The sequence below is a fragment of the Alteromonas sp. MB-3u-76 genome, assembly GCF_002831605.1.
GTDB classification, from domain to species: Bacteria; Pseudomonadota; Gammaproteobacteria; order Enterobacterales; family Alteromonadaceae; genus Alteromonas; species Alteromonas hispanica.
Genome location: NZ_CP025115.1, coordinates 2,624,344 through 2,646,287, shown reverse-complemented (window position 1 = coordinate 2,646,287; position 21,944 = coordinate 2,624,344). Strand labels below are relative to the sequence as shown.

The following is a 21,944-nucleotide window of genomic DNA, read 5'->3' as shown; positions in this document are numbered from 1 at the left end:
AAACGTATTAACCGACAAAGCCGCTATCAGGCGTTGTCGGTTTCGATTCTGCTGCAGTTCTAGCAAGCACATCACAACGCTCGTTCTCGGGGTGGCCGGAATGACCTTTTACCCAGTGCCAATTAACCGAATGTTTTTTTACCGCCTCGTCTAAACGTTTCCAAAGGTCGGCATTTTTAACCGGCTTTTTATCTGATGTTTTCCATCCATTTTTACGCCAATTATGGATCCACTGATTGATACCATTTTTTACGTACTGGCTGTCTGTAGTGAGATCAACCTGGCAGGCTTCGGTTAGAGAGTTCAGCGCTTCAATAGGTGCAAGCAATTCCATTCGGTTGTTTGTTGTGTGCGCAAAGCCTCCGCTGAGTTCCTTGCGATGGCCCTTGTAAATAAGCACAGCGCCATAGCCGCCCGGTCCGGGATTACCTAAGCAAGAGCCATCGGTATAAATATCTATGGATTTTTGTACGTTTTCTTGAGCCACGTGGTGTCCTATCGTGTTAAGCAGTAACCTAAGTGTTATGCATTTATTTTTGGTTTTCCCTTAGCCTGCAGCAAAGGGGTTGATATACTATCAAAAAATAGAAACACAATAATAGTAGAGGATGTATGCGCCAGATTGTATTAGATACTGAAACAACCGGTATTGACCCAAAAGAAGGCCATCGAATTATTGAGATTGGTTGCGTTGAAGTGGTCAATCGCCGACTGACTGGTAATCATTTTCACGCATATATAAACCCAGGTCGTCATATTGAGCAAGAGGCTATTGAAGTTCACGGCATTACAAATGAATTTCTAAGCGACAAGCCAGTTTTTTCAACCGTTGCTAACGACTTTATTGAGTTTATAAAAGGGGCTCAGCTCGTCATTCACAACGCGCCTTTTGACGTTGGATTTATGGATCATGAGTTTGGTATGGAGCCAAGCACCAAAGGCGTGGTAACAGATCAAATTTGCGATGTACTAGATACGCTAGTGCTTGCAAGAAAAATGCATCCTGGCCAGAAAAATAATCTAGACGCTCTATGTAAGCGCTACGGCATTGATAATAGCCACCGTACTCTTCACGGAGCCTTACTTGATGCAGAGATTTTAGCCGATGTCTACCTGCTAATGACTGGCGGTCAGACAAAGTTGAGACTGGCATCAACGGGAAGCAGTGATGCCGACTCCACGGTCGTAAGACGCATCGAGCGAACGGGAAATAAATTAAAGGTTATTAAAGCTACCGCCGATGAATTAGCACAGCATGAAGCCCGTTTAGATATAGTTCAGGACGCAGGTGGTAACTGTTTGTGGCGCCCTAAATCAATAAGCGAGTCGTGAGGCGAAATAAAAAAGCTGGGTTAAGCTTTAGATAAAACATTGCCCACGAGCTTTTACAATTGGCTAAATGACGGCTTTTCATCAACCTTTGAAAGTATAATAGAAGACTTAGTGCAGGAGCATGGCTACGTGAAATTGTGGATTTATTGTGCGATCGTTATTCTGAGCGCCTGGTGTACAAACACAGCTTCGCAATCGTTGCGAGAACAGCAGGATATGCTTCAGCAGGCTGCAGACGGTGCAGTAACTGACTCACAAGAAACCACAAAATCCGTCGATACATCGGTCATTACCGAACTAGGTGATGAATACACAAATTCCATAGAACTATTAAAAAACCGCTTTCGCATCGATTACAATGTCGAAGAAATAACTATGGTATTTTTTCGAGAGTATGGCTCCGCACCGGTTGTACTTGTTCGCCCAGATGGCTCAAAATTATTTCAGGGTAGAGTGGATGAAGAGCGAGTAGAGTGGTACGACTCAGACTCTTTCGACATGATCACCATTAAAAATCCCGTACCAGGCCCTTGGCAAGCAGTCGGGCAGGCACTTCCAGAAAGTCGAATAATGGTTGTTTCTGATGTGGAGTTAACCGCCGAACCACTTCCAGACTTACTTTTTTCTGGTGAAATTCTAAAATCCACCGCGTATTTAACCAATGGAGGTAAAGCCATTGATGTTAATGAGTTCCGAAACGTGGTAGATGTTGATATCGAATTTATCAGCACAAATAACGCTAATTACGATAATTTCGGCGCCACTGACGAACTCATAGCCACGTTCAAAGATAATGGTTTGGGCATGGATGAGAAACCCGGAGACGGAATTTTTACCGGGCAATTTAACTTAAAAATTGCGCCAGGAGAGTGGAAGCCGGTCTTTAGGGTTACCACTCCTATGGTCACCCGAGAGCAAGAGGGAACGCCCATTATTTTAGAGGAGAACCCGGTTGCTATTTCAGTGCAATTAGATGACGGAAATATTGGGTATCACAACTTTATTATCGATGTAGACAGAGAGCTTGTTGAAATTCAGTCACTGTTAGTCGACGGCAAAGTGCGTTTTCCTAATGGCGATACACAAAATTTTTCGCTTACCGAAGGTGGCGATCAAGCAAGGGAATACCAAATCATAGCGTATGAAAAAGGTGTTTTTCGTGTGAAGCTAACCGCATACGGCACCACAGTTAATGGTAGAGACTTTATCTTAGACGTACCTGAATATACCTTTTTAGGTAAAGGGCCCGTAGAACCAGAAGTTGAAGATCCGCTGGTTTATGGAGAAGATCCTATCGTTGATGGCAGTGCGCCACTGCTTGGTGAGCAGCAAGAAATCGCTAAAAGTATGCCAGAGCAGACTAAAGAAGACGAAATCGACTCAGACACGTTTATACTTTTAATTGTTGCGGTTAATGGCTCTATCATCGTTCTAGGTCTTCTGGCTGCAGGTATCATCATTATTATGCGCAAGAAGAAAGCGTCGCCAGTTGCGCCCAAGGCAAAAACCAAAAAGGCTGACGTAGATGATTCTTCGTTAGTATTAGACGAGAAACCGAAAGGGCTTAAACGGTTGTTTGGGATGTTTAAAAAGAAAAAACAAAACGAAGGCGAAAAGTAATTTTTGCGAGCTTTTTAAACTCTGTCAAAATCCGTTTTTAATTTGTTCGTCTTGAGCTTTATTTCAACATAATGTTTATTTAACAGACAAACAAACTGCAGATGACAATTTTATTAAGAAAAAGCATTGACTCCACATTGGGGAATACGTATTATCTGCGCCGCAGTGAGGGCACGGGGTTACAGCAACCCAATTAACTCACTGATAACATTGAAGATGTGGAGCGGTAGTTCAGTTGGTTAGAATACCGGCCTGTCACGCCGGGGGTCGCGGGTTCGAGTCCCGTCCGCTCCGCCACTTTCAATGATATAGCTAAAAGGTCTTCGGAGCGGTAGTTCAGTTGGTTAGAATACCGGCCTGTCACGCCGGGGGTCGCGGGTTCGAGTCCCGTCCGCTCCGCCATTTAGCTATACAACAAAGCAACACAAAGCAATCTCGATTATGTGGAGCGGTAGTTCAGTTGGTTAGAATACCGGCCTGTCACGCCGGGGGTCGCGGGTTCGAGTCCCGTCCGCTCCGCCATTAATCGATAAACTGTGTCGCGTTATTATTTTACCCATTGTGTGGAGCGGTAGTTCAGTTGGTTAGAATACCGGCCTGTCACGCCGGGGGTCGCGGGTTCGAGTCCCGTCCGCTCCGCCATCAATGGTAAGCAAGTCCTCAAATTCTCCCACTCAGCTTCCTAATTTATCTTGTCTCTCACGTTTCAGCATCGTTGAGAAAGTCAATTACCAATTTCACCTGTCTAATTCACCCGCCTAGGCTTGATAAATCTTCGGATGTAACCAAGTGCCCTATATAGCATCGTGAATACGGTGAGTTTCCAAACGAATTATGTTGTCGCACTAGATAAAAGCCTCAATTCATAAAGCCCACGAAAAGTGGTTTATTTAAACAATAAAGACATTACTTTTCTTGTTTAAAGCTTAATGAAAACCATAAATCTGAAACGTTTCTAACAAATGTTTAATCTCTAAAAGCGTTTATTAGACACAAAGTTCAAGTGTTTTTTTCTGCGATTAGTCTACGATGCTCAGTTGATAATCATATTAATTTTTGCGCAAGTTATGACACGTCCGAACACAAATAATTATTTTTTGGCCGACAATGCTAAAGCAGTCTTCGCATCCTTATTGTGCGTAATTGCAGTCACTCTATTACTTGCCTTAATCACCTTCTCTTTTGTTAAAACGCAGGAGGAGGCGCGCGCTCGACAAATCTTAAATAATGTTGGCATGGTATTTCGAGATGCGGAGTTAACGCTCGACCACCTAAATAGCCTTGCGTTTAAAGTATGTAGCGATGAACACTTGTTTGAAATGAGAAAAACCTTGTTTCGCTCTCGCTTTGTGAAAGAAATTGGATTCTACGAGAACGATAAATTATCCTGCAGCACCTACCTTGGTATTCTAGATACCCCCTTTGAGGACGCAAAGCCAGACTTCGTTACAGCACTAGATGATATTTTTTGGATAAATACACCTCTTCAGCTATTCGAGCAAAGGTCTACGGGCACTGTAGTGAGAAGAGGGCGTTACAATGCGGTATTAGATATGAACAGCGTTATTGGCTTTAGTAACGCACAAGACTGGCAGCTTTTTTATAACGGAGACAAATTCTACCCGATGGCGGGCAATCCCACACTCATTAATAGAACTTTGAGTAATGAGATGCTGGCGAAGTCTCAATTCTTCTCTCTTAATTTTATTTTGTGCAATAAAACGTATTCTCATACGTGCCTAAAAGTTGTCCCAGACTACAAACGTCTTATGAACCTTCATGCTGGTAAATTGTTTTTATTTTTCCTAATCATGCTAATGACGGCAGCATTTTCCCATATGGTGACGTTTAATTTCCTTCGCCGCAGACGTTCAATAGAGTATCGAGTAAAAAAAGGGCTGCAACAGGGGAGTTTCTTCTGCGTTTATCAGCCCTTCGTCAACCTTCGTACTGGACAAGTTATTGGATGCGAGGTACTTAGCCGTTTTGAAGATGACTTTGGCGTTATATTTCCAGATGAGTTTATTCCGTACATTAAATCTCTTGATAAAACCTGGGAGTTCACCCTTGATATGATGAAAAAGTCGATGACAGAGCTTACAAGCAATCCTGATATTCCAGAGGGATTTAAAGTTTCTTTCAATCTTTTCCCAGTAGACTTCACTCGTAACGGTTGCTTAGATCTCGACTTTGTTCAAGCGCTCAACACTAAGCAGTTTAAACTTGTCTTAGAAATTACAGAAGATGAGCAAATAGCAACACAAAGCGCTGTAAAGCATATTAAGTCGCTTAAAAGTAAAGGGTTCTTATTCGCTATCGATGACTTTGGCGTAGGCTATTCTAATTTAGGACAGTTGCAAACATTGAGCTGTGATTACCTCAAAATAGATCGAAGCTTTGTGATGGAAATGGAAGAGCATAGCATTCGTTCGTCTCTCATTCCTCATATCATCAGTATAGCTGAGGGGCTCAACGTGGATCTTATTGCAGAAGGTGTGGAAAACTGTGAGCAAGCGAAAGAGTTACGTAGCTTGTCAGTAGGCTTTGGGCAGGGCTGGCTTTACGGTAAACCTCAATCGGTTGAAAATTTGGCGGAGTGCGTAAAAAGCAACGTCTAAATTATTGAATGGCTTTTATTTTCTATTTGGTGTTGCTGGTGTTTAACGGTAACATTTGCACAAAGAGAAAAAGAGCAGAAAAAACGTATGCAAGATGTGCTTCGTTGCCACAATATTCATAAAAGCTACCATGACGGTAGCAATGTTACCCCCGTTCTCCACGATGTGTCGCTGTCTATCAATGCCGGAGAGCACGTGGCTATCCTAGGAAGCTCTGGCTCGGGTAAAAGTACTTTGCTGCATTTGTTGGGCGGTCTGGATACGCCTAGCAGTGGAGAGGTTCACTTCAAGGGAAAATCTCTTAATTCTCTAAGCGCGAATGCATTGGCGACGCTTCGCAATGAAGAAATGGGTTTTATCTACCAATTTCATCATCTGTTGGGTGAGTTTTCAGCATTAGAAAATGTCGCTATGCCGCTTCGTATACGCGGTCTTTCTGCGTCAGCAGCGCAAGAAAAAGCGCGGGCTATGCTTGATGAGGTCGGTTTGTCACATCGTTTAGACCACCTTCCAGCAGAGATGTCTGGGGGCGAGCGCCAACGTACAGCGATAGCACGAGCCTTAGTGACAGAGCCTTCTGTTGTGCTTGCCGACGAGCCAACTGGTAATTTGGACGACACAACGGGCGATCAAATTTACAAACTCCTTACTGCTCTAAGCGAGCAAAAGCGAACCGCTTTTGTTGTTGTAACTCACGACATAAGCCTCGCTAAAAAGATGGATAGAGTACTGCGTATAAAAGACGGTAGGTTAGTTCAGTCTAGTGCCGAAGAGGTCTAGGGCGCATGTTTGCATTTGAACTAGCCAAACAGTTTCGTAAATCCCGCTCTCAGCAGCGATTTATTTCATTCATTTCTATGTCTTCTACCGTTGGTATCGCGCTAGGATGCTTTGTTCTCATTTTATTACTCAGTGTTATGAATGGCTTTGAAAAGGAGCTTACCAGCAGGGTCTTAAGTGTTATTCCTCATGGTGAACTATACAGTGTTGATAATAGGGGCATTGATAATTTGGAGGCCCAGCGTTACCGTTTAGAGCAGGACAATCGGATAGCACGCATTACGCCTTACACTAAACTTACCGGTATGCTGCAGTTCAAAGGTGAGCTAAAGGCCGTAGAGTTAACGGGTATTATTCCTTCAGAAAACACTTCTCAATACAAAGAGCGAGTAACAGATAAACAGTGGGCAGCGTTTACGGCTGAACCAAAGGGGGTCTTAGTTGGTCAGGGAATAGCAGAGAAGCTTCAGCTTTCCGTTGGCGACCCTATAAAGGTTTTGGTGCCAGTGACAACAAACGACTTATCGTTTAAAGCACCTAAAACTGTTTCTTTAATTGTCAGTGGTTTTTTATCAATAGGTGGCGAGCTAGACAACTTAGTAGGACTAATGCATCTTGATACAGCGTCAAATGCTGCAGAATTGCAATCTCGTGCACAAGGACTTCAATTTACATTTTATGACGCATACTCGGCCAACACCATAATGCGCGAGATAGGCTACAGCTACCCTCAAGCTGTTTATATGTCTGATTGGACACGAACCCAGGGCCACTTATATAACGACATCCAGTTGGTAAGAGCAGTCGTGTACATAGCGTTGATTTTAGTTATTGGGGTGGCGTGCTTTAATATTGTGTCTTCCCTTGTTATGGCAGTAAGAGAAAAACAAGCAGCTATCGCAATTCTCAAAACGATGGGGGCTACAGACGCATTAATACGCTCAATATTTATTTTTCAGGGCGCTATCAACGGTGTTGTAGGTATAACGGTTGGTGTGGCTTTAGCGCTACTTGTCACCCCCAATTTATCATCTATTGTGTTATTTGTTGAAAATGCGTTAGGCATTGAAGTGCTCTCAGGCGATATCTATTTTATCGACTTTTTACCCTCAGAACTTCAATGGCAAGACGTGTTAATCACAACTTTTGTGGCCTTAAGCTTGTGCATAATGGCAACCTTATATCCCGCACAAAAGGCGGCGAAGATCTCGCCCTCATCCTCGCTTCACTAATAAGCATATTACCTTTGAGCCCGATTTCTATTTAAAAATAAGGCTTCGAGGAAACAAGAAAATCGAGAAAGGGCTTTGAGATAAATGACCATAAAAAAGGTAGCAAAATAGCTACCTTTTTTCGTTTCAGTCTTCCCTGCTTATATTCTTTGCAGGGCAGAGGGACGTTTTACTTATTGCGTTCGAAATGCTCGAAGTCAACGTCTTCTTGCTTTTCGCCTGCGTTAGGGTCGTTAAATATATCCTCATCTAACGCGCCTTCGCTTTTAGCCACTACGCACGACACCATACAGTCTCCTGTGATGTTTACCGCGGTACGAGTCATATCTAGAAGTCTGTCTACACCAATAATAAGTGCAATACCTTCCACCGGTAAATTTACCTGCTGCAGTACCATAGCAAGCATTATAAGACCAACACCTGGCACACCTGCCGTGCCGATTGAGGCTAATGTGGCGGTAAGCACTACCATCATGTAATCGCCTAAACTCAAATCGACAGCGTAAACCTGAGCGATAAATACGGTTGCAACACCCTGCATAATAGCTGTGCCATCCATATTTATGGTAGCGCCTAATGGTAACGTGAAGGACGACACGGAGTTCCCTACACCTAGCTTGTTTCTGGCAGTCTCCATTGTAACAGGCAGTGTTGCACTGCTGCTTGATGTACTAAATGCAAACAAAGCAGCGTCGCGCATTTTTCTCAGTAGCGTAATAGGGTTTAGACCAGCTAGCACTTTCAGCAATACTGAATAAGTCACTAATCCGTGCAAAATAAGTACGCCAAATACCAAGAAGAAATACTTAGCTAAGCTAAGAATAGTATCGCCACCGATAGTCGAAAACAGTTTGGCCATTAGCACGTAAACGCCATAGGGTGCAAGATTCATGATAATGGTAACAAGGCGCATGATAACGGTGTTGATGTCTTCAAACACTGCGGTTAAGCGCTTGCCTGCGTTTCCCGTCATTGCCATTGCTATGCCAAATAGCACTGCAAAAACAATTATTTGCAGCATATTCCCTTGTGCCATAGAATTGATTGGGTTACTTGGGAACATATTGACAATAACATCAGACAGGCTTGGCGCTTCTTTTGCCTGAAAGGTTGTCTCTGTTGTTAAATTTAGTCCTTCGCCTGGCGCAATAATTAGGGCTATACTCATTGCCAGTGTTATCGCAATCGCGGTTGTGACAACATAAAGTCCAACTGACTTTGCACCCAAGCGACCAAGCTTACTGGGGTCAGATAAGGTACTTGTTCCGCAGATGAGCGAGACGAATACCAATGGCACTACCAGCATTTTCAGGCTGGCAATAAATATTTGGCCTAAAGTTGAAAATATACCTTCTACAAGAATGTTATACGTAGAGAGTTCTAAACCGAATATCGAAAATGTGAAATCTCCGCTATCATCAAACAATAATTGGAGAAACACGCCGGTTAAGATACCGGTTGCCATGCCGATAAAGATACGGGCGGTTAAACTATACTTGTGTGCAGATTGAGACATGAAGGTTCCCTGTGCATTATTATATTTTTTAGTCTTCCGTAGTTTGCCAGATTCATTTGATTTTTAAACATAAAAAACGACGCAATTGCCATTAATAGAGGTTCAGGAACGAATTATGCGGACATTAGCGAAGACGCTAAGCTTATTTAGCGCAATATTTATGCTAACAGCATGTGGGGGAGGCGGTTCTGTCTCAAGAAATGATACGGACAACGGTACTGGTAATGGTGGCGGTGGAACCACTACGCCAACTTATACAGTTTCTCTCGCTCTTGAGAATGCCAATGGTGAAAGCGATAGCAATTTAACAGAAGACAACAGCCTTACTGTTGTAGCCACAGTCACCGACCAAGACGGTAATGCGTTGTCTGATACCTTAGTTAGTTTTGTGCTAGATAACGCAGCGCTAGCAACCTTTGCCAATGATACAGGCACCGCCCGCACAAATGACAGCGGGGTAGCGCGTATAGGCCTTAATGCAAGCACCGCGTCGGGCGACGGTCAAATCACCGCCAGCTTAAATACTGGGGAGACGGGAACGACGACATTTTCAGCAACCGCTGCAACAACGGGCACTACAGAATCTTCCGTATCACTGATATTGCAAAATAGTGACGGTGAACAAGACAATGAGCTCTCTACAAACAATGCACTTACCGCTGTAGCGACGGTTACTGACGCAGACGGGAACCCTCAAGATGACATATTGCTAACTTTCTCACTTAGTGACAGCGACTTGGCAGAGTTTTCAAATGACACTGCAACTGCACTGACGGACGAGAATGGTATTGCGTCAATTGGTATGGCGGTAAGTGATTTGTCTGGCGATGGTGAAGTTATCGTTACTTTACCAACAGGAGAATCAGATTCTACTACGTTTAGTTCTTCAGGTCGTACTAGCGTGAGTGAGGAACCTGCTTCGCTAGAGCTATTTGCAGATAGCATTCAATTAGCATCAAGCGGAAGCGATGAAGTTGAATTAATTGCACTGGTAAAAAACGAGCAAAGTGTACTTATGGAAGGTGTGGAAGTGAGTTTTTCTGCACCTAGTCAAGATGGCGTTGAACTGCAGCTTATTCAAACTACTACAGCGGCAGATGGCACTGCACGCGCTCTTTTGTCTACGCGAAACAACGCAGCTAATCGTACAGTAACCGTTTCGGCACAAGCTGGTTCGCTCAGCCCAGAAAACGTTTCTATTGAAATCGACGGAACCGAAGTTACGGTAAATGGCGCTTCATCAGTTATTTTAAATGACACTGTTGATTACACCATTCGTGTTCAGGATTCTGACGGCATCTCAATACTCAACCAACCTGTTCAGCTTGAGGCCAGCGGAGGTACACTTGGCGCATCTGAGGTAAATACTGGCTCTACAGGCCAAGCGACAATATCATATACTGCGACTAACTCGGGTGAAAATACCATTACTGCAACCGCGTTAAACGCAAGCGCTACGTTTACTGTTCAAGTACAACAGGACGAATTCAATTTCGTAAACCTACCTACTGAAGAAGTACCTGTAGGTCAACAGCAGTCCATCACGGTGCAATGGCGCCAGAATAATTCACCGGTAGTTGGTGAAGACGTAACTTTTAGTGCTTCTCGTGGCGTGATAAGTGGTGCATCAACGGTGGCAACAGATGCAAACGGTGAGGCTACAATTAGCATAAGCTCTACCAATGCTGGCATTTCATCTATCACGGCTACCGCAACAGATGGGAATGGCGATGTGCTTGTGTCTGCGCTAACGCAAATTGAGTTTGTTGCTACCACGCCACATACACTCATTGCTGATGCGTCACCAGATTTATTGGGTCCAGATGGTCAAACTAGCACTATCAGTGCGGTAGTGAGAGACGTAGACGGAAACTTGGTGAAAGACAGTGTCATCAACTTTACTGTGTCAGATGTTTCAACTGGTTTTGTCTCACCTTCACAGGCTACCACTGACAGTAAAGGTATCGCTACTACGGTATTTACATCAGGATCTGTATCAACACCTGATGCAGTAGTTATTACGGCCTTTGTGGCTGATGATCCTGCAATAGAAGATGATGTTGTGCTGACTGTTGGTAACCGAGCGTTTGATATATCTATTGGTACCGGCAATGAGCTTGAAGAGCCAACATCTACGACCTATTTGAAACGTTTCAGCGTGTTTGTATCAGACTCTGTAGGTCAACCCGTTAGCGGTGTAGAACTTACTGCATCTGTTACTCCAGTGAAGTTCGTTGATGGCGGTGAGTATCGCACCGGCTTTTGGGTTTACAATGATGAAGAGTCGATTTGGCAGGCTATCGTGAACCAAAGGTGTGAAACAGAGGATGTTAATGACAACGGCATTTTAGACACCACGCCTCGTCTTGAAGATACCAATGGTGATGGCACGCTTACGCCAGGTTCAGTAGGAACAATCACATTTGCAGTAGACTCAGTGACAGATGAGAATGGCTACGCAGAACTTGAGTACCGATACCCAGCAAGCTATGCGGTTTGGTACGATGCCGTTATTTCTGTATTCGGTCAGTCTACGGGTAGTGAAGCTAAAGCATCAATGCATTACACATTAAGCATTTCTGCTGATGATGTAACTGATGAGGGGGCATCTCCGCCTGCCAATCCGTTTGGCGTAACAGACCAATGTACTGAGGTGACTCCATAATATCGAGGTAGTGGAATTACGATATGGATTCAACCTTTTACGCATCAACAAAGCCGGCATGAATGCCTGTCTCTTATACACAAATCCCTACTAAGTAATTAGTGGGGATTTTTTTGAACTCTTCCTTCCAACTCTGATCAGATCTTTCACTTAACTCATTGGGAAAGATTATGATTGATAATGTAGAGTGGGCTGAAAAAACGTTTGGAGAAGCAAATCTAGGAGATCCTCGTCGTACATCTCGTCTGGTAAAATTAGCTGCAACACTTGCCAATACACCAGGAAAGCCTCTTGTGAATATCACTGAATCCCCCGCCGATATGGAAGGAGCATACCGCTTCATTAGAAATGAAAGTGTAGATGCGACTTCAATCGCTGAAACTGGATTTAACGTTACAGCTGTACAAGCTGCGCAACACAAAACATTACTTGCCCTAGAAGATACTACGACCATTTCATACAGCCATAAAAGTATTCGAAACGAACTTGGACACGTGAATCAGGGTAACCGTTGCCGCGGTATGCTTGCCCATAGTGTCTTACTTTTTGCGCCGGAATCACAAGAAATAGTTGGACTGATTGAACAGTCGCGTTGGACACGAGACATAACAACGCGTGGTAAAAGAGCGAAACATGCATCGACACCATACACTGAGAAAGAAGGCTACAAGTGGGAGTCAGCATCAATCAATATGTCAGCAAGACTGGGCGCAAAGATAGATGATGTGATATCCGTCTGTGACCGAGAAGCCGATATCTACGAGTACCTACTTTATAAGCTAACAACTCAGCAGCGGTTTATTGTTCGTTCAATGCAAAGTCGGCACATTGAGGAAGGCGAAAACAAGCTATATCACTATGCCAGTCAGTTAAAAAGTGCAGGGCACAAGCAAATACATATTCCGCAAAAAGGAGGGCGCAAAGCACGAAACGTGACGTTGGATATTGTATTTGCTCCCGTTACGCTCAAGGTTCCTAGCAATAAACGTGGTGAATCACTTCCTTTATACTACGTCGGATGTGTAGAGCGCGGTAATTCAAAAGAGGCGTTATGCTGGCATTTACTGACAAATGAACCCATCACAAATCAAGCGCAAGCACAAAAAATAATTGGCTATTACGAGCATCGTTGGTTAGTAGAAGAATATCATAAGGCGTGGAAAAGTGACGGTACTAATATCGAAGCTTCGCGCTTACAAAGTAAGGAAAACGTTGAGCGTCTAGTCACAATAAACGCGTTTATTGCCGTAAGGATCCTTCAACTCAAATTCGCAAAAGACCGACCGGACGATAGTAGCTGTGAAGAAGTCCTATCACCTAAAGCATGGAAGTTATTATGGTTAAAACGAGTGAGTAAGACACCACCTGACTCAGCCCCCTCAATGAAATGGGCCTATACGGAGCTTGCAAAGCTAGGAGGGTGGAAAGATACAAAAAGAACAGGAAGAGCGTCTGTGAAAGTCATATGGCAAGGATGGTTCAAACTGCAAACCATCCTTGAAGGCTATGAGCTAGCCCTGTCTCTTGATATCGACTTGTGATCAAGAGACAGGCATGAATGCCGGCTTTGTTATATCAGATGAACGCTTTAATGATAGCTGTGTAAGCCTTTCAGATTAGGTTGTTAACCCTGCTGGAACGGATAAACCGAACCTATCTGAAGTATTTGCGTCAGCTCGTCAAGGGCAGTGCGAGATTCAATCAGTAGCTGCGGATCTCTTAAGTCATCTTCGCTTAATTCATCGCGATAATGCTTATCTATCCACGCATTTAGTCGCGCGAATTGTGCATCGTTTATCAGAGTAGACTGATTTACGCCGTTCAGCTCTTCTTCACTCATTGCCACACGCAAACGCAAACACGCCGGGCCGCCACCATTTCGCATGCTTTGTTTAACGTCAAAATAATTTACCGACTTTATTGGCGTATCCAGAGTTACAAGATTGTCTAAATAGGCTTTAACTGACTCGTTCTCAGCACAGTCGGTAGGCGCAATAATCGTCATTTCACCATTTGGCAGAGTAATAATTTGCGTATTAAACAAATAGGTTTTCACTGCGTCTTGCACAGACACTTTCGCAGTAGGCACTTCAATGAAGTGTAGTGGCTTGTCACCAAACTTACGTTGTAGCTCAGCAAACCCTTTTTCCTTTTCGTGAAACGCTTGTTCGTGGAAGAAGAGCACGTTTTGATTGCCGACAGCGATTACATCGTTGTGAAATACACCTTGGTCAATCACGTCAGGATTTTGCTGCATGTACACAACGCCTTCGTCCCTTAGACCATGTAATCTAGCCACGGCTTGGCAGGCCTCTAATGTTTGTCTTGCTGGGTATTTAGTCGGTGCAGGCTTTGACGGGTCAAAAGCATGCCGGCCATAAACAAATAACTCAACTCCTGCTTCGTTATAATCGTTGCACAAACGAGTATGGTTCGCAGCACCTTCGTCGCCAAAATGGTCATTATCTGGCAAGTGTTGGTGATGAGCAAAGTAGGTTTCATTGGCAAACGTACCGCGCAAAATGTTGCCGGTAACTTGCGGTTCCAAAGACCTGTGAAACTTGTTTGTTAAGTTTGCAGGGGTAAAATGCACTCGTCCATCTGCCGTATCGGCACTAGGAGACACAGTGGCGGCATTTGCAGTCCACATGCTACTAGCAGAGCAACATGCTAAAAATATCTCGCGAGATTGCTTTGCAGCGCTTTCTAGTACGCGTGCATCAGTGCCTGAAAAACCTAATCGACGCAGCGCGTTAATGTCAGGGCGTTCTTGCGGTGCCAATACGCCTTGCTTCATTCCCATGTCTGATAGTGCTTTCGCTTTTGCTAACCCTTGTTTGGCTGCTTGCTTTGGGCTACTTACCGCATTGGCGTTGTTGAGAGAAGCAACATTACCGAATGATAAACCGGCATAGTTGTGGGTTGGGCCAACAAGGCCATCAAAATTAACTTCAAATTGCTTCATACTTTCCCTCTATTTGGTGTTTGGGCATTTGAACGCTACGCTGTATAGTTCTAGGCATTCAGCGAGGCGTAAAACAATCGCGCTTTTTTTATCACTAGTGCTCATTTAACGATTGATAGGAGGCACCGGTGTTAGTGGAATGGCTGGCATTATACGGCTTTTAAAGGCTTTGCCAATCGCACTGGTTGTTTCTTGTACAGTTTTTGTGTGAGATTGAAGCAAGCGAAAGAATAAGTATGAAGAAGATCTTGTTTTCCATTCACTTTGTAGATATATGTTAAAAAAGAGCGCGCACCCTATATATAGTGCAAGGTTGCATCAATTTTCGGTATTTGACGTAATAAGTCATTTAAAATCAATAGGTTTAGTTCAATTATATGGCAAAATCACTGGTCATAGTCGAGTCACCAGCCAAAGCAAAAACGATAAATAAATATCTCGGTAAAGATTTTATCGTAAAAAGTTCGGTTGGCCATGTTCGGGATCTTCCAACGAAGGCGTTAGGCAATGTAGAGCCTAAAAAACCGGCAAAAGAACTCAAAACATACAGCGAAGAAGCGCGGCAAGAATATCTTCGTCGACATGAATATTTAAAGCTTGTAGACCGAATGGGTGTCGACCCTGAAAAAAACTGGCATGCGCACTACCAAGTGTTGCAGGGAAAAGAAAAAGTTGTCAGTGAGCTAAAAAAGTTAGCCAAAGATGCAGACACCATCTATCTCGCAACCGATTTGGATCGCGAGGGAGAAGCTATTGCTTGGCACTTACAAGAGTTACTAGGCAGCAAAGGTAAAACTTATCAACGTGTGGTTTTCAACGAAATCACTAAAAATGCCATTCAAGATGCATTCTCAGACCCTGGCGAACTGAATATCTCTCGTGTAAATGCGCAGCAAGCAAGACGGTTCCTCGATAGAGTCGTTGGTTTCATGGTATCGCCTCTACTTTGGAAAAAAGTAGCCCGAGGGTTATCTGCAGGTCGTGTTCAGTCTGTTGCAGTGCGTTTGGTGGTAGAGCGTGAGCGGGAAATAAAAGCTTTTGTACCGGAAGAGTTTTGGGATATTCACGCCAACCTTACCAGTCAAGAACAAGCGGCTTTAAAAATGCTGGTTGCCAAATATCAAGGCAACGCATTTAAACCCAAAAATAAAGACGAAGCCGATAAGGCATTAGCCGATTTAGAAAAGGCCGATTTTACGGTAGAAAGTCGTGAGTCTAAGCCTACTCAGAGCCGGCCGTCAGCCCCGTTTATTACGTCAACGCTTCAGCAAGCAGCAAGCACGCGCTTAGGGTTTGGCGTGAAGAAAACAATGATGATGGCGCAGCGGTTATACGAGGCGGGATATATCACCTACATGCGCACAGATTCAACAAATTTGAGCCAAGAGGCCGTTGAGAGTGCACGCAGCTATATTACGGATAACTTTGGCGACAAGTATCTGCCGGAATCGCCTATTCGCTACGGCAGTAAGGAAGGCGCACAAGAAGCTCACGAAGCTATACGTCCTTCAAATGTTACCATTAGTGCTGCAAGCCTAGGTGATATGGAACGAGATGCTCAGCGTCTTTACGAGCTAATTTGGCGTCAATTCTTAGCCTGTCAGATGACACCGGCCAAATACGATGCAACAACGATAAAGGTAGTTGCGGCTGATTATGAACTCACCGCGAAAGGGCGAGTGCTAAAATTTGACGGTTGGACACGTGTTCAGCCCCAGTTACGCAAAAAAGGTGACGATGAGCTATTGCTACCCGATGTGCAAAAAGGCGATTCACTAACGCTCAATGAATTAGATCCAAAGCAGCACTTCACCAAGCCAGTTGCGCGCTTTAACGAAGCATCTTTGGTAAAAGAGCTCGAAAAACGTGGTATTGGCCGTCCGTCTACCTACGCGAGTATTATCTCCACTATCCAAGACAGAGGCTATGTTCGCTTGGAAAACAAGCGTTTCTATGCTGAGAAAATGGGTGAGATTGTAAACGACCGTCTAATGGAAAACTTTGACGATTTAATGAGTTACGATTTCACGGCCAACATGGAGCAGCATCTCGACGATATAGCCGAAGGTAATAAAAACTGGAAAGATGTACTCAACGATTTCTACAGCGATTTTTATGGCAAATTACTCAATGCTGAAAAAGATCCTGAAGAGGGCGGTATGCGCCTCAATCAAGCAATTCCAGCTGGCATTGAGTGCGATAAGTGCGGACGAGAAATGAATGTAAGAACAGCATCCACAGGTGTGTTTTTAGGATGTTCGGGCTATAACCTTCCCCCAAAAGAGCGCTGTACAAACACCATGAACTTAACGCCTGGCGATGAGGTAGTGAAAGTTGATGATGAGGAAGAGTTAGAGACCGAAGCGCTGCGTTCAAAGAAACGCTGTCCTAAATGCGGTACAGCCATGGACAGTTACCTTGTTGATGAAACAAGAAAACTACACGTTTGTGGTAACACGCCTACCTGCGAAGGTACCGAGATTGAAACGGGCACGTTTAAAATTAAAGGCTACGACGGACCTATCATTGAATGTGACAAGTGTAGCAGTGATATGGAGCTTAAAAACGGTCGATTCGGTAAGTATTTCGGCTGTACTAACGAAGAATGTAAAAATACTCGTAAGTTACTTCGAAATGGTGAGGCTGCTCCACCGAAAGAAGATCCCGTGGATCTTCCGGAACTGCCCTGTGAAAAATCGGACGCCCACTTTATGCTACGCGACGGGGCGTCGGGTATTTTCTTAGCGGCTCACAATTTTCCAAAGTCGAGGGAAACACGTGCTCCCAAAGTTCACGAACTTGCTCGCTTTAGAGACCGAATTTCGCCTAAGTTCTATTATCTTGCTGATGCACCACAAAAAGATTCAGACGGTAACGAAACAATAGTGCGCTATAGCCGTAAAACAAAACAACAGTACGTTATGTCTGAGAATGACGCGGGCAAGGCGACTGGTTGGTCGGCATGGTACGAAAACGGCAAATGGCAAGAGCAGGCACCTAAGAAAACTGCGGCTAAGAAGCCCGCAGCTAAATCTAAAGCCAAAAAGAAGTAACTTAATAGGTAATTGAACGATATATGGCATCTCTACAAGACCAACTTTTGAAAGCGGGTTTAGCAGATAAAGGAACTGCAAAGAAAGCCCGTGCTGAGAAGCGTAAAAAGCAGAAGCAGAAAAAGCCTGTTGTTGATGAAGCTACTATAGCAGCGCAGCAGGCGGCTGAAGAGAAAAAAGCGCGCTCTCGCGAGCTAAACCAACTGCAGCAAAACGAGCGAGAAAAGCGCTCTATAGCAGCTCAGGTTAAACAGCTAATAGTCACCAATAAACAAGAACGCAAAGGCGATACCGTACTTAACTTCACTCATGATAACGTGGTGAAGCGGATGTACGTAAGTGCGGATATGCACCGTCAGGTGACAAAAGGTCGATTGACCGTAGTGTTGTTAGATGATGCCTACGAGCTGGTGCCAACGCCGGTTGCCGATAAAATTGCGCAGCGAGATGAAAGCTTTATTGTTTACCGAGCTGATTTAGATAAAAGCGGTAATGATGGTAAAGATGAAGCAGAGGATGATTGGTATGCAGACTATGAAATCCCCGATGATTTGACGTGGTAAGTTACTTTCCTCTTCATAATATGTCGCGTTGGAATTTACCTTTTTGCGTTAGCTTACACAGTCAAACAACAAAATTGAGGCTTCATGATCACCTGGATCTGCAGTAAGTTCGACGAGCTTAGTACTTACCAGCTTTTTGATTTGCTAAAACTTAGGGTAGATGTGTTTGTGGTTGAGCAAACATGTCCTTACCCAGAGCTTGATGAAAAAGACAGGCATCAAGAAACTCGTCACTTAATGGGTTTTGTCGATGGCAAGCTGATTGCGTGCGCTAGGTTATTAGCGCCTGGCGTTAGCTATCCGTCAGCAAGTATTGGGCGTATAGCTACCCATAGTGCTCACCGCAACAAGGGCGCAGGCAAGTTGTTGGTAGATAAAGCAATAAATGAATGCGATGTATTGTGGCCTGACGCGTCTATCGAGATAGGTGCACAGGAATATTTACTCGAATTCTACAAGAGCTTTGGCTTTGTCCCCACTTCGGTAATGTATCTTGAAGATGACATTCCGCACGTAGATATGAAACGAGACTGAGTAAATTTAACCAACTTTAAGCCGACTTAAGCCTTATAAACATCCTAAAAGCCCTATTGTCAAATTGGGCTTTTTTCTGTTTGGTGCATTAGTGCCGGCACTCTTTTGGCGCAATGCCAAAAGCTTGTTTAAATACTCGACTAAAATGACTTGCACTATTAAACCCTAAATCGAAACACACGGCGCTGATAGATTGACCGCTGAGCAGTTGGGCCCGTGCGCGCTTTAAACGCAATTGCTGTTGAAATAAAGCCGGTGTAGTACCAAAGGCAAGCTTAAACTGCTGATAGAATTTGCTTCTACTCATGCATGCTATCTTACACAGCTTGTTAATGTCTAAGTCTTGCGAAACATTCTCTTCTATATACCTAATTGCTTCGCTTATTTTGTTATCTAGTTTCAGCTCTTCTGAATTTGCCAAAAGAAGCTCACGACTTTGCTGCTGCAATAACCGAGTAATTAGCTCGTTCAACGATAAATCAATTAAATAGTGACGTTCGGCACCTTGTTCGCTGAATAAATGAACCATACGCTCTAGTAATTGCTGTGTTTGTACATTGTGCTGGGTATGCACGACATTTGGAACGTACTCAAACAAGGCATCGTGGGCTATCCGCTGCTTCATATTTAGCGCCTTGGAGACATCATTGATCTTGTCTCGGCTTATCTCTATAGCAAGACACGTTGTGGGCCGATTGAGAGAAGCCTGAGGAAAGTCAATAAGCACCTTATTTTGCGGAGCAACCACAAACGATTCATGTGGTAAAAATGCTTTGTGATATTGGCTGCTTTCTACGTGCATTATTTTCTTACCAGTTAGCATAGCGCAGAAAAGTAGCTCGTTTGAGTGAAGTGCAACCTTTTGAGCACTTTCGTAGGTGTCGTAAATACTCAACTCACTGCTGTCAGCAGAAAATGTAACCTTGTTTTCAATTAAGACATCAAGCTGTTGACGTTTTTTGTCTAAATTCGGAGTATGCATAGTTAGCCTTTACTGATTGTTTGGACTCTCAGGCAAATTTCTTGGACAGCAAATCAAGTTACCTTCCTATTGTTATATTAATGTAAATCAATAGTGAATATAAAGCATGGTGTTTTATCTATATTTACGACCAATAGCTATATGAATTTTTACCGCTAGACAACAAGAAGAGAGCACAAATATGATTTATGCAAATCCCGGAAGTGAAGGCGCACTTGTAAATTTTAAAGCTCAATATGGTAACTATATTGGCGGGCAGTGGGTTGAGCCTGTTAATGGTAACTATTTTGACAATATTAGCCCGGTTAACGGAAAAGTGTTTTGTAAGATACCGCGTTCAGACGCTGATGATATTAATCTTGCCCTTGATAAAGCACACGAGGCGAGGGAAGGATGGGGAACAACATCTGTCACTGAGCGTAGTAATATTCTGCTTAAAATTGCCGATCTTATAGAAGAGAATTTAGAGCTGCTGGCTGTAGCAGATACGTGGGACAATGGCAAAGCAGTACGCGAAACCTTAGCGGCTGATATTCCTCTCGCCGCCGATCATTTCAGGTATTTCGCAGGTTGCCTGCGTTCTCAAGATGGTTCTATTGGTGAAATAGACGAAACAACCGTTGCTTACCATTTTCACGAGCCACTGGGAGTTGTTGGTCAAATTATTCCGTGGAACTTCCCCATTCTTATGGCTGCATGGAAGCTTGCACCTGCATTAGCCGCAGGCAATTGTGTGGTGCTCAAACCAGCAGAACAAACGCCGGCTTCTATTCTAGTGCTTACTGAAATTATTGGCGACTTGCTACCACCTGGTGTACTAAACATTGTTAACGGTTTTGGTAAAGAGGCGGGGGAAGCGCTAGCTACGAGCAAGCGAATTGCCAAAATTGCTTTTACTGGCTCAACGCCAGTGGGCTCTCATATCCTAAAGTGTGCGGCTGATAATATCATTCCCTCGACGGTCGAATTAGGAGGTAAATCACCAAATATCTTCTTTAATGACGTTATGGATAAAGACGACGCGTTTTTATCGAAAGCGATTGAAGGTGCCGTACTTGCATACTTTAACCAAGGCGAGGTGTGTACCTGTCCGTCGAGATTGTTTATTCAAGAAGACATTTACGATCAGTTTATGGAAAAAATTCTTGAGCGCACCGCGAAAATTTTAAGAGGTAACCCCCTTGATACTGAGACCATGGTGGGGGCACAAGCATCAAAAGAACAGTTCGACAAAATACTCAACTATATTGAAATTGGTAAAAGTGAAGGTGCTGAAGTACTCACAGGGGGAAATGTTGAGCAGTTGACAGATGAACTGAATAGCGGCTTTTATATTCAGCCAACGTTGCTGAAAGGAACCAACGACATGCGTGTCTTTCAGGAGGAAATTTTCGGCCCAGTTATCTCAATGTCGACCTTTAAGGATGAAGCCGAAGCGCTCAAACTTGCCAACAGTTCCGAGTTTGGACTTGGCGCAGGCGTATGGAGCCGAAATATGAATTTGGCTTATCGCATGGGACGGAAAATTGAAGCGGGCAGGGTGTGGACCAACTGTTATCACATGTACCCAGCGCATGCTGCGTTTGGCGGTTATAAAAAGTCAGGGATTGGTAGAGAAACCCATAAGCTAGCGTTGAGCCACTATCAACAAACTAAAAATTTATTAGTCAGTTACAGCGAAGATCCACTCGGGTTCTTTTAATCTAAGTCCGTAATAGTAAAAGGTCGCAGTGCTTTCTTGCAAAAGCGCCTGCGACTTTTTACGTTGTTACGTTACCAATTAACCGCAGTTAACATCTAATACTTGAAGTCTTTCTTATGGTAGTTACTGTGTAGTTTATCTCCGCGTGTTAACTCTATCCGCTTTTCAAAATCCACAATACCCACAATTTACACAGTACTTTTAAAGTGCATTTTGCCTTTTTATGCACCTTTCAAATGCAAATCTGCGTTGCTCTAATTGCTAGTCGCCCATCGGATTAATTTTTTATCTAAAGGAAAAAGATAATAAATTTCAGTTGCTTATTTGTTTTCTCGGAGAAAGTTGTCCAATTGGTCAGTAAATTGGCATTCTTTCTGCTGCT

Annotated in this window: 15 protein-coding genes and 4 tRNA genes; 15 read left to right on the top strand and 4 right to left on the bottom strand. The window is 43.8% G+C overall.

Annotation, left to right across the window (positions count from 1 at the left end; translation table 11 throughout):
• Window positions 1-7 precede the first annotated feature (7 nt).
• Window positions 8-487: a ribonuclease HI gene (gene rnhA / locus CW735_RS11770; RefSeq protein ID WP_071979179.1), complete on the bottom strand. Its 480-nt coding sequence runs from the start codon at window positions 485-487 to the stop codon at window positions 8-10.
• A 125-nt stretch (window positions 488-612) separates the two neighbouring features.
• Here rnhA and dnaQ point away from each other — a divergent pair, with 125 nt between their 5' ends.
• The 9 genes from dnaQ (at window position 613) to CW735_RS11725 (ending at window position 7,582) form a co-directional block, all read left to right on the top strand.
• A complete protein-coding gene (dnaQ, locus tag CW735_RS11765; protein ID WP_100972290.1) occupies window positions 613-1,332 on the top strand; it encodes a DNA polymerase III subunit epsilon in 720 nt (239 codons plus the stop codon).
• Window positions 1,333-1,548: 216 nt separating this feature from the next.
• A complete protein-coding gene (locus CW735_RS11760; RefSeq protein WP_100973250.1) occupies window positions 1,549-2,952 on the top strand; it encodes a TIGR03503 family protein in 1,404 nt (467 codons plus the stop codon).
• Between the two features lie 220 nt (window positions 2,953-3,172).
• Window positions 3,173-3,249: transfer RNA gene (locus CW735_RS11755), tRNA-Asp, on the top strand.
• A gap of 28 nt (window positions 3,250-3,277) precedes the next feature.
• Window positions 3,278-3,354 (top strand) — tRNA-Asp (locus CW735_RS11750).
• A 43-nt stretch (window positions 3,355-3,397) separates the two neighbouring features.
• Window positions 3,398-3,474 (top strand) — tRNA-Asp (locus CW735_RS11745).
• A 43-nt stretch (window positions 3,475-3,517) separates the two neighbouring features.
• Window positions 3,518-3,594, top strand: a tRNA-Asp gene (locus CW735_RS11740).
• A gap of 425 nt (window positions 3,595-4,019) precedes the next feature.
• Window positions 4,020-5,570 carry an EAL domain-containing protein gene (locus tag CW735_RS11735; protein ID WP_100973249.1) on the top strand — a complete coding sequence of 517 codons (1,551 nt, stop codon included), beginning with the start codon at window positions 4,020-4,022 and terminating at the stop codon, window positions 5,568-5,570.
• An 87-nt stretch (window positions 5,571-5,657) separates the two neighbouring features.
• Window positions 5,658-6,350: a lipoprotein-releasing ABC transporter ATP-binding protein LolD gene (gene lolD, locus CW735_RS11730; protein ID WP_071979177.1), complete on the top strand. Its 693-nt coding sequence runs from the start codon at window positions 5,658-5,660 to the stop codon at window positions 6,348-6,350.
• Between the two features lie 5 nt (window positions 6,351-6,355).
• Window positions 6,356-7,582, top strand: a complete 1,227-nt coding sequence (locus CW735_RS11725) for a lipoprotein-releasing ABC transporter permease subunit (protein ID WP_100972288.1) — start codon at window positions 6,356-6,358, stop codon at window positions 7,580-7,582.
• A 169-nt stretch (window positions 7,583-7,751) separates the two neighbouring features.
• Here CW735_RS11725 and CW735_RS11720 read toward each other — a convergent pair whose 3' ends face one another.
• Window positions 7,752-9,098: a dicarboxylate/amino acid:cation symporter gene (locus tag CW735_RS11720; protein WP_100972286.1), complete on the bottom strand. Its 1,347-nt coding sequence runs from the start codon at window positions 9,096-9,098 to the stop codon at window positions 7,752-7,754.
• A gap of 115 nt (window positions 9,099-9,213) precedes the next feature.
• On the opposite strand from CW735_RS11720, the gene CW735_RS11715 reads away from it, so the two are divergent.
• Complete coding sequence (locus tag CW735_RS11715) at window positions 9,214-11,763, top strand: Ig-like domain-containing protein (protein ID WP_100972284.1); 2,550 nt, start codon at window positions 9,214-9,216, stop codon at window positions 11,761-11,763.
• Window positions 11,764-11,933: 170 nt separating this feature from the next.
• Window positions 11,934-13,304 (top strand): IS4-like element ISUnCu9 family transposase, encoded by a 1,371-nt coding sequence (locus CW735_RS11710; protein ID WP_100970794.1) that lies wholly within the window; start codon window positions 11,934-11,936, stop codon window positions 13,302-13,304.
• An 83-nt stretch (window positions 13,305-13,387) separates the two neighbouring features.
• Here the strand turns inward: CW735_RS11710 and astB are convergent, their stop codons facing one another.
• Window positions 13,388-14,728: an N-succinylarginine dihydrolase gene (astB, locus tag CW735_RS11705; protein ID WP_100972282.1), complete on the bottom strand. Its 1,341-nt coding sequence runs from the start codon at window positions 14,726-14,728 to the stop codon at window positions 13,388-13,390.
• A gap of 377 nt (window positions 14,729-15,105) precedes the next feature.
• Between astB and topA the strand changes: the two genes are divergently transcribed.
• The 3 genes from topA (at window position 15,106) to CW735_RS11690 (ending at window position 18,878) form a co-directional block, all read left to right on the top strand.
• Window positions 15,106-17,781, top strand: a complete 2,676-nt coding sequence (gene topA / locus CW735_RS11700; protein ID WP_100972280.1) for a type I DNA topoisomerase — start codon at window positions 15,106-15,108, stop codon at window positions 17,779-17,781.
• Between the two features lie 23 nt (window positions 17,782-17,804).
• The gene (locus CW735_RS11695) at window positions 17,805-18,344 is read left to right on the top strand and encodes a DUF2058 domain-containing protein (protein ID WP_071979171.1); all 540 of its coding nucleotides are present in this window, start codon (window positions 17,805-17,807) and stop codon (window positions 18,342-18,344) included.
• An 84-nt stretch (window positions 18,345-18,428) separates the two neighbouring features.
• On the top strand, window positions 18,429-18,878 hold the full coding sequence (locus CW735_RS11690; RefSeq protein ID WP_100972278.1) for a GNAT family N-acetyltransferase: 450 nt from the start codon (window positions 18,429-18,431) through the stop codon (window positions 18,876-18,878).
• An 88-nt stretch (window positions 18,879-18,966) separates the two neighbouring features.
• On the opposite strand, the gene CW735_RS11685 is transcribed toward CW735_RS11690, so the two are convergent.
• Window positions 18,967-19,860 carry an AraC family transcriptional regulator gene (locus tag CW735_RS11685; RefSeq protein ID WP_071979117.1) on the bottom strand — a complete coding sequence of 298 codons (894 nt, stop codon included), beginning with the start codon at window positions 19,858-19,860 and terminating at the stop codon, window positions 18,967-18,969.
• Window positions 19,861-20,041: 181 nt separating this feature from the next.
• Here CW735_RS11685 and exaC point away from each other — a divergent pair, with 181 nt between their 5' ends.
• Window positions 20,042-21,562, top strand: coding sequence for an acetaldehyde dehydrogenase ExaC (gene exaC, locus CW735_RS11680; protein WP_071979116.1), 1,521 nt, complete (start codon window positions 20,042-20,044; stop codon window positions 21,560-21,562).
• Window positions 21,563-21,944 lie beyond the last annotated feature (382 nt).

Coding starts and splice junctions, on each gene's coding strand:
- CW735_RS11685 (WP_071979117.1), bottom strand. CDS start 19,860: ATGCATACTCCGAATTTAGACAAAAAACGTCAACAGCTTGATGTCTTA.
- CW735_RS11690 (WP_100972278.1), top strand. CDS start 18,429: ATGATCACCTGGATCTGCAGTAAGTTCGACGAGCTTAGTACTTACCAG.
- CW735_RS11760 (WP_100973250.1), top strand. CDS start 1,549: ATGCTTCAGCAGGCTGCAGACGGTGCAGTAACTGACTCACAAGAAACC.
- CW735_RS11715 (WP_100972284.1), top strand. CDS start 9,214: ATGCGGACATTAGCGAAGACGCTAAGCTTATTTAGCGCAATATTTATG.
- lolD (WP_071979177.1), top strand. CDS start 5,658: ATGCAAGATGTGCTTCGTTGCCACAATATTCATAAAAGCTACCATGAC.
- topA (WP_100972280.1), top strand. CDS start 15,106: ATGGCAAAATCACTGGTCATAGTCGAGTCACCAGCCAAAGCAAAAACG.
- dnaQ (WP_100972290.1), top strand. CDS start 613: ATGCGCCAGATTGTATTAGATACTGAAACAACCGGTATTGACCCAAAA.
- CW735_RS11695 (WP_071979171.1), top strand. CDS start 17,805: ATGGCATCTCTACAAGACCAACTTTTGAAAGCGGGTTTAGCAGATAAA.
- CW735_RS11735 (WP_100973249.1), top strand. CDS start 4,020: ATGACACGTCCGAACACAAATAATTATTTTTTGGCCGACAATGCTAAA.
- CW735_RS11725 (WP_100972288.1), top strand. CDS start 6,356: ATGTTTGCATTTGAACTAGCCAAACAGTTTCGTAAATCCCGCTCTCAG.
- CW735_RS11720 (WP_100972286.1), bottom strand. CDS start 9,098: ATGTCTCAATCTGCACACAAGTATAGTTTAACCGCCCGTATCTTTATC.
- exaC (WP_071979116.1), top strand. CDS start 20,042: ATGATTTATGCAAATCCCGGAAGTGAAGGCGCACTTGTAAATTTTAAA.
- astB (WP_100972282.1), bottom strand. CDS start 14,728: ATGAAGCAATTTGAAGTTAATTTTGATGGCCTTGTTGGCCCAACCCAC.
- CW735_RS11710 (WP_100970794.1), top strand. CDS start 11,934: ATGATTGATAATGTAGAGTGGGCTGAAAAAACGTTTGGAGAAGCAAAT.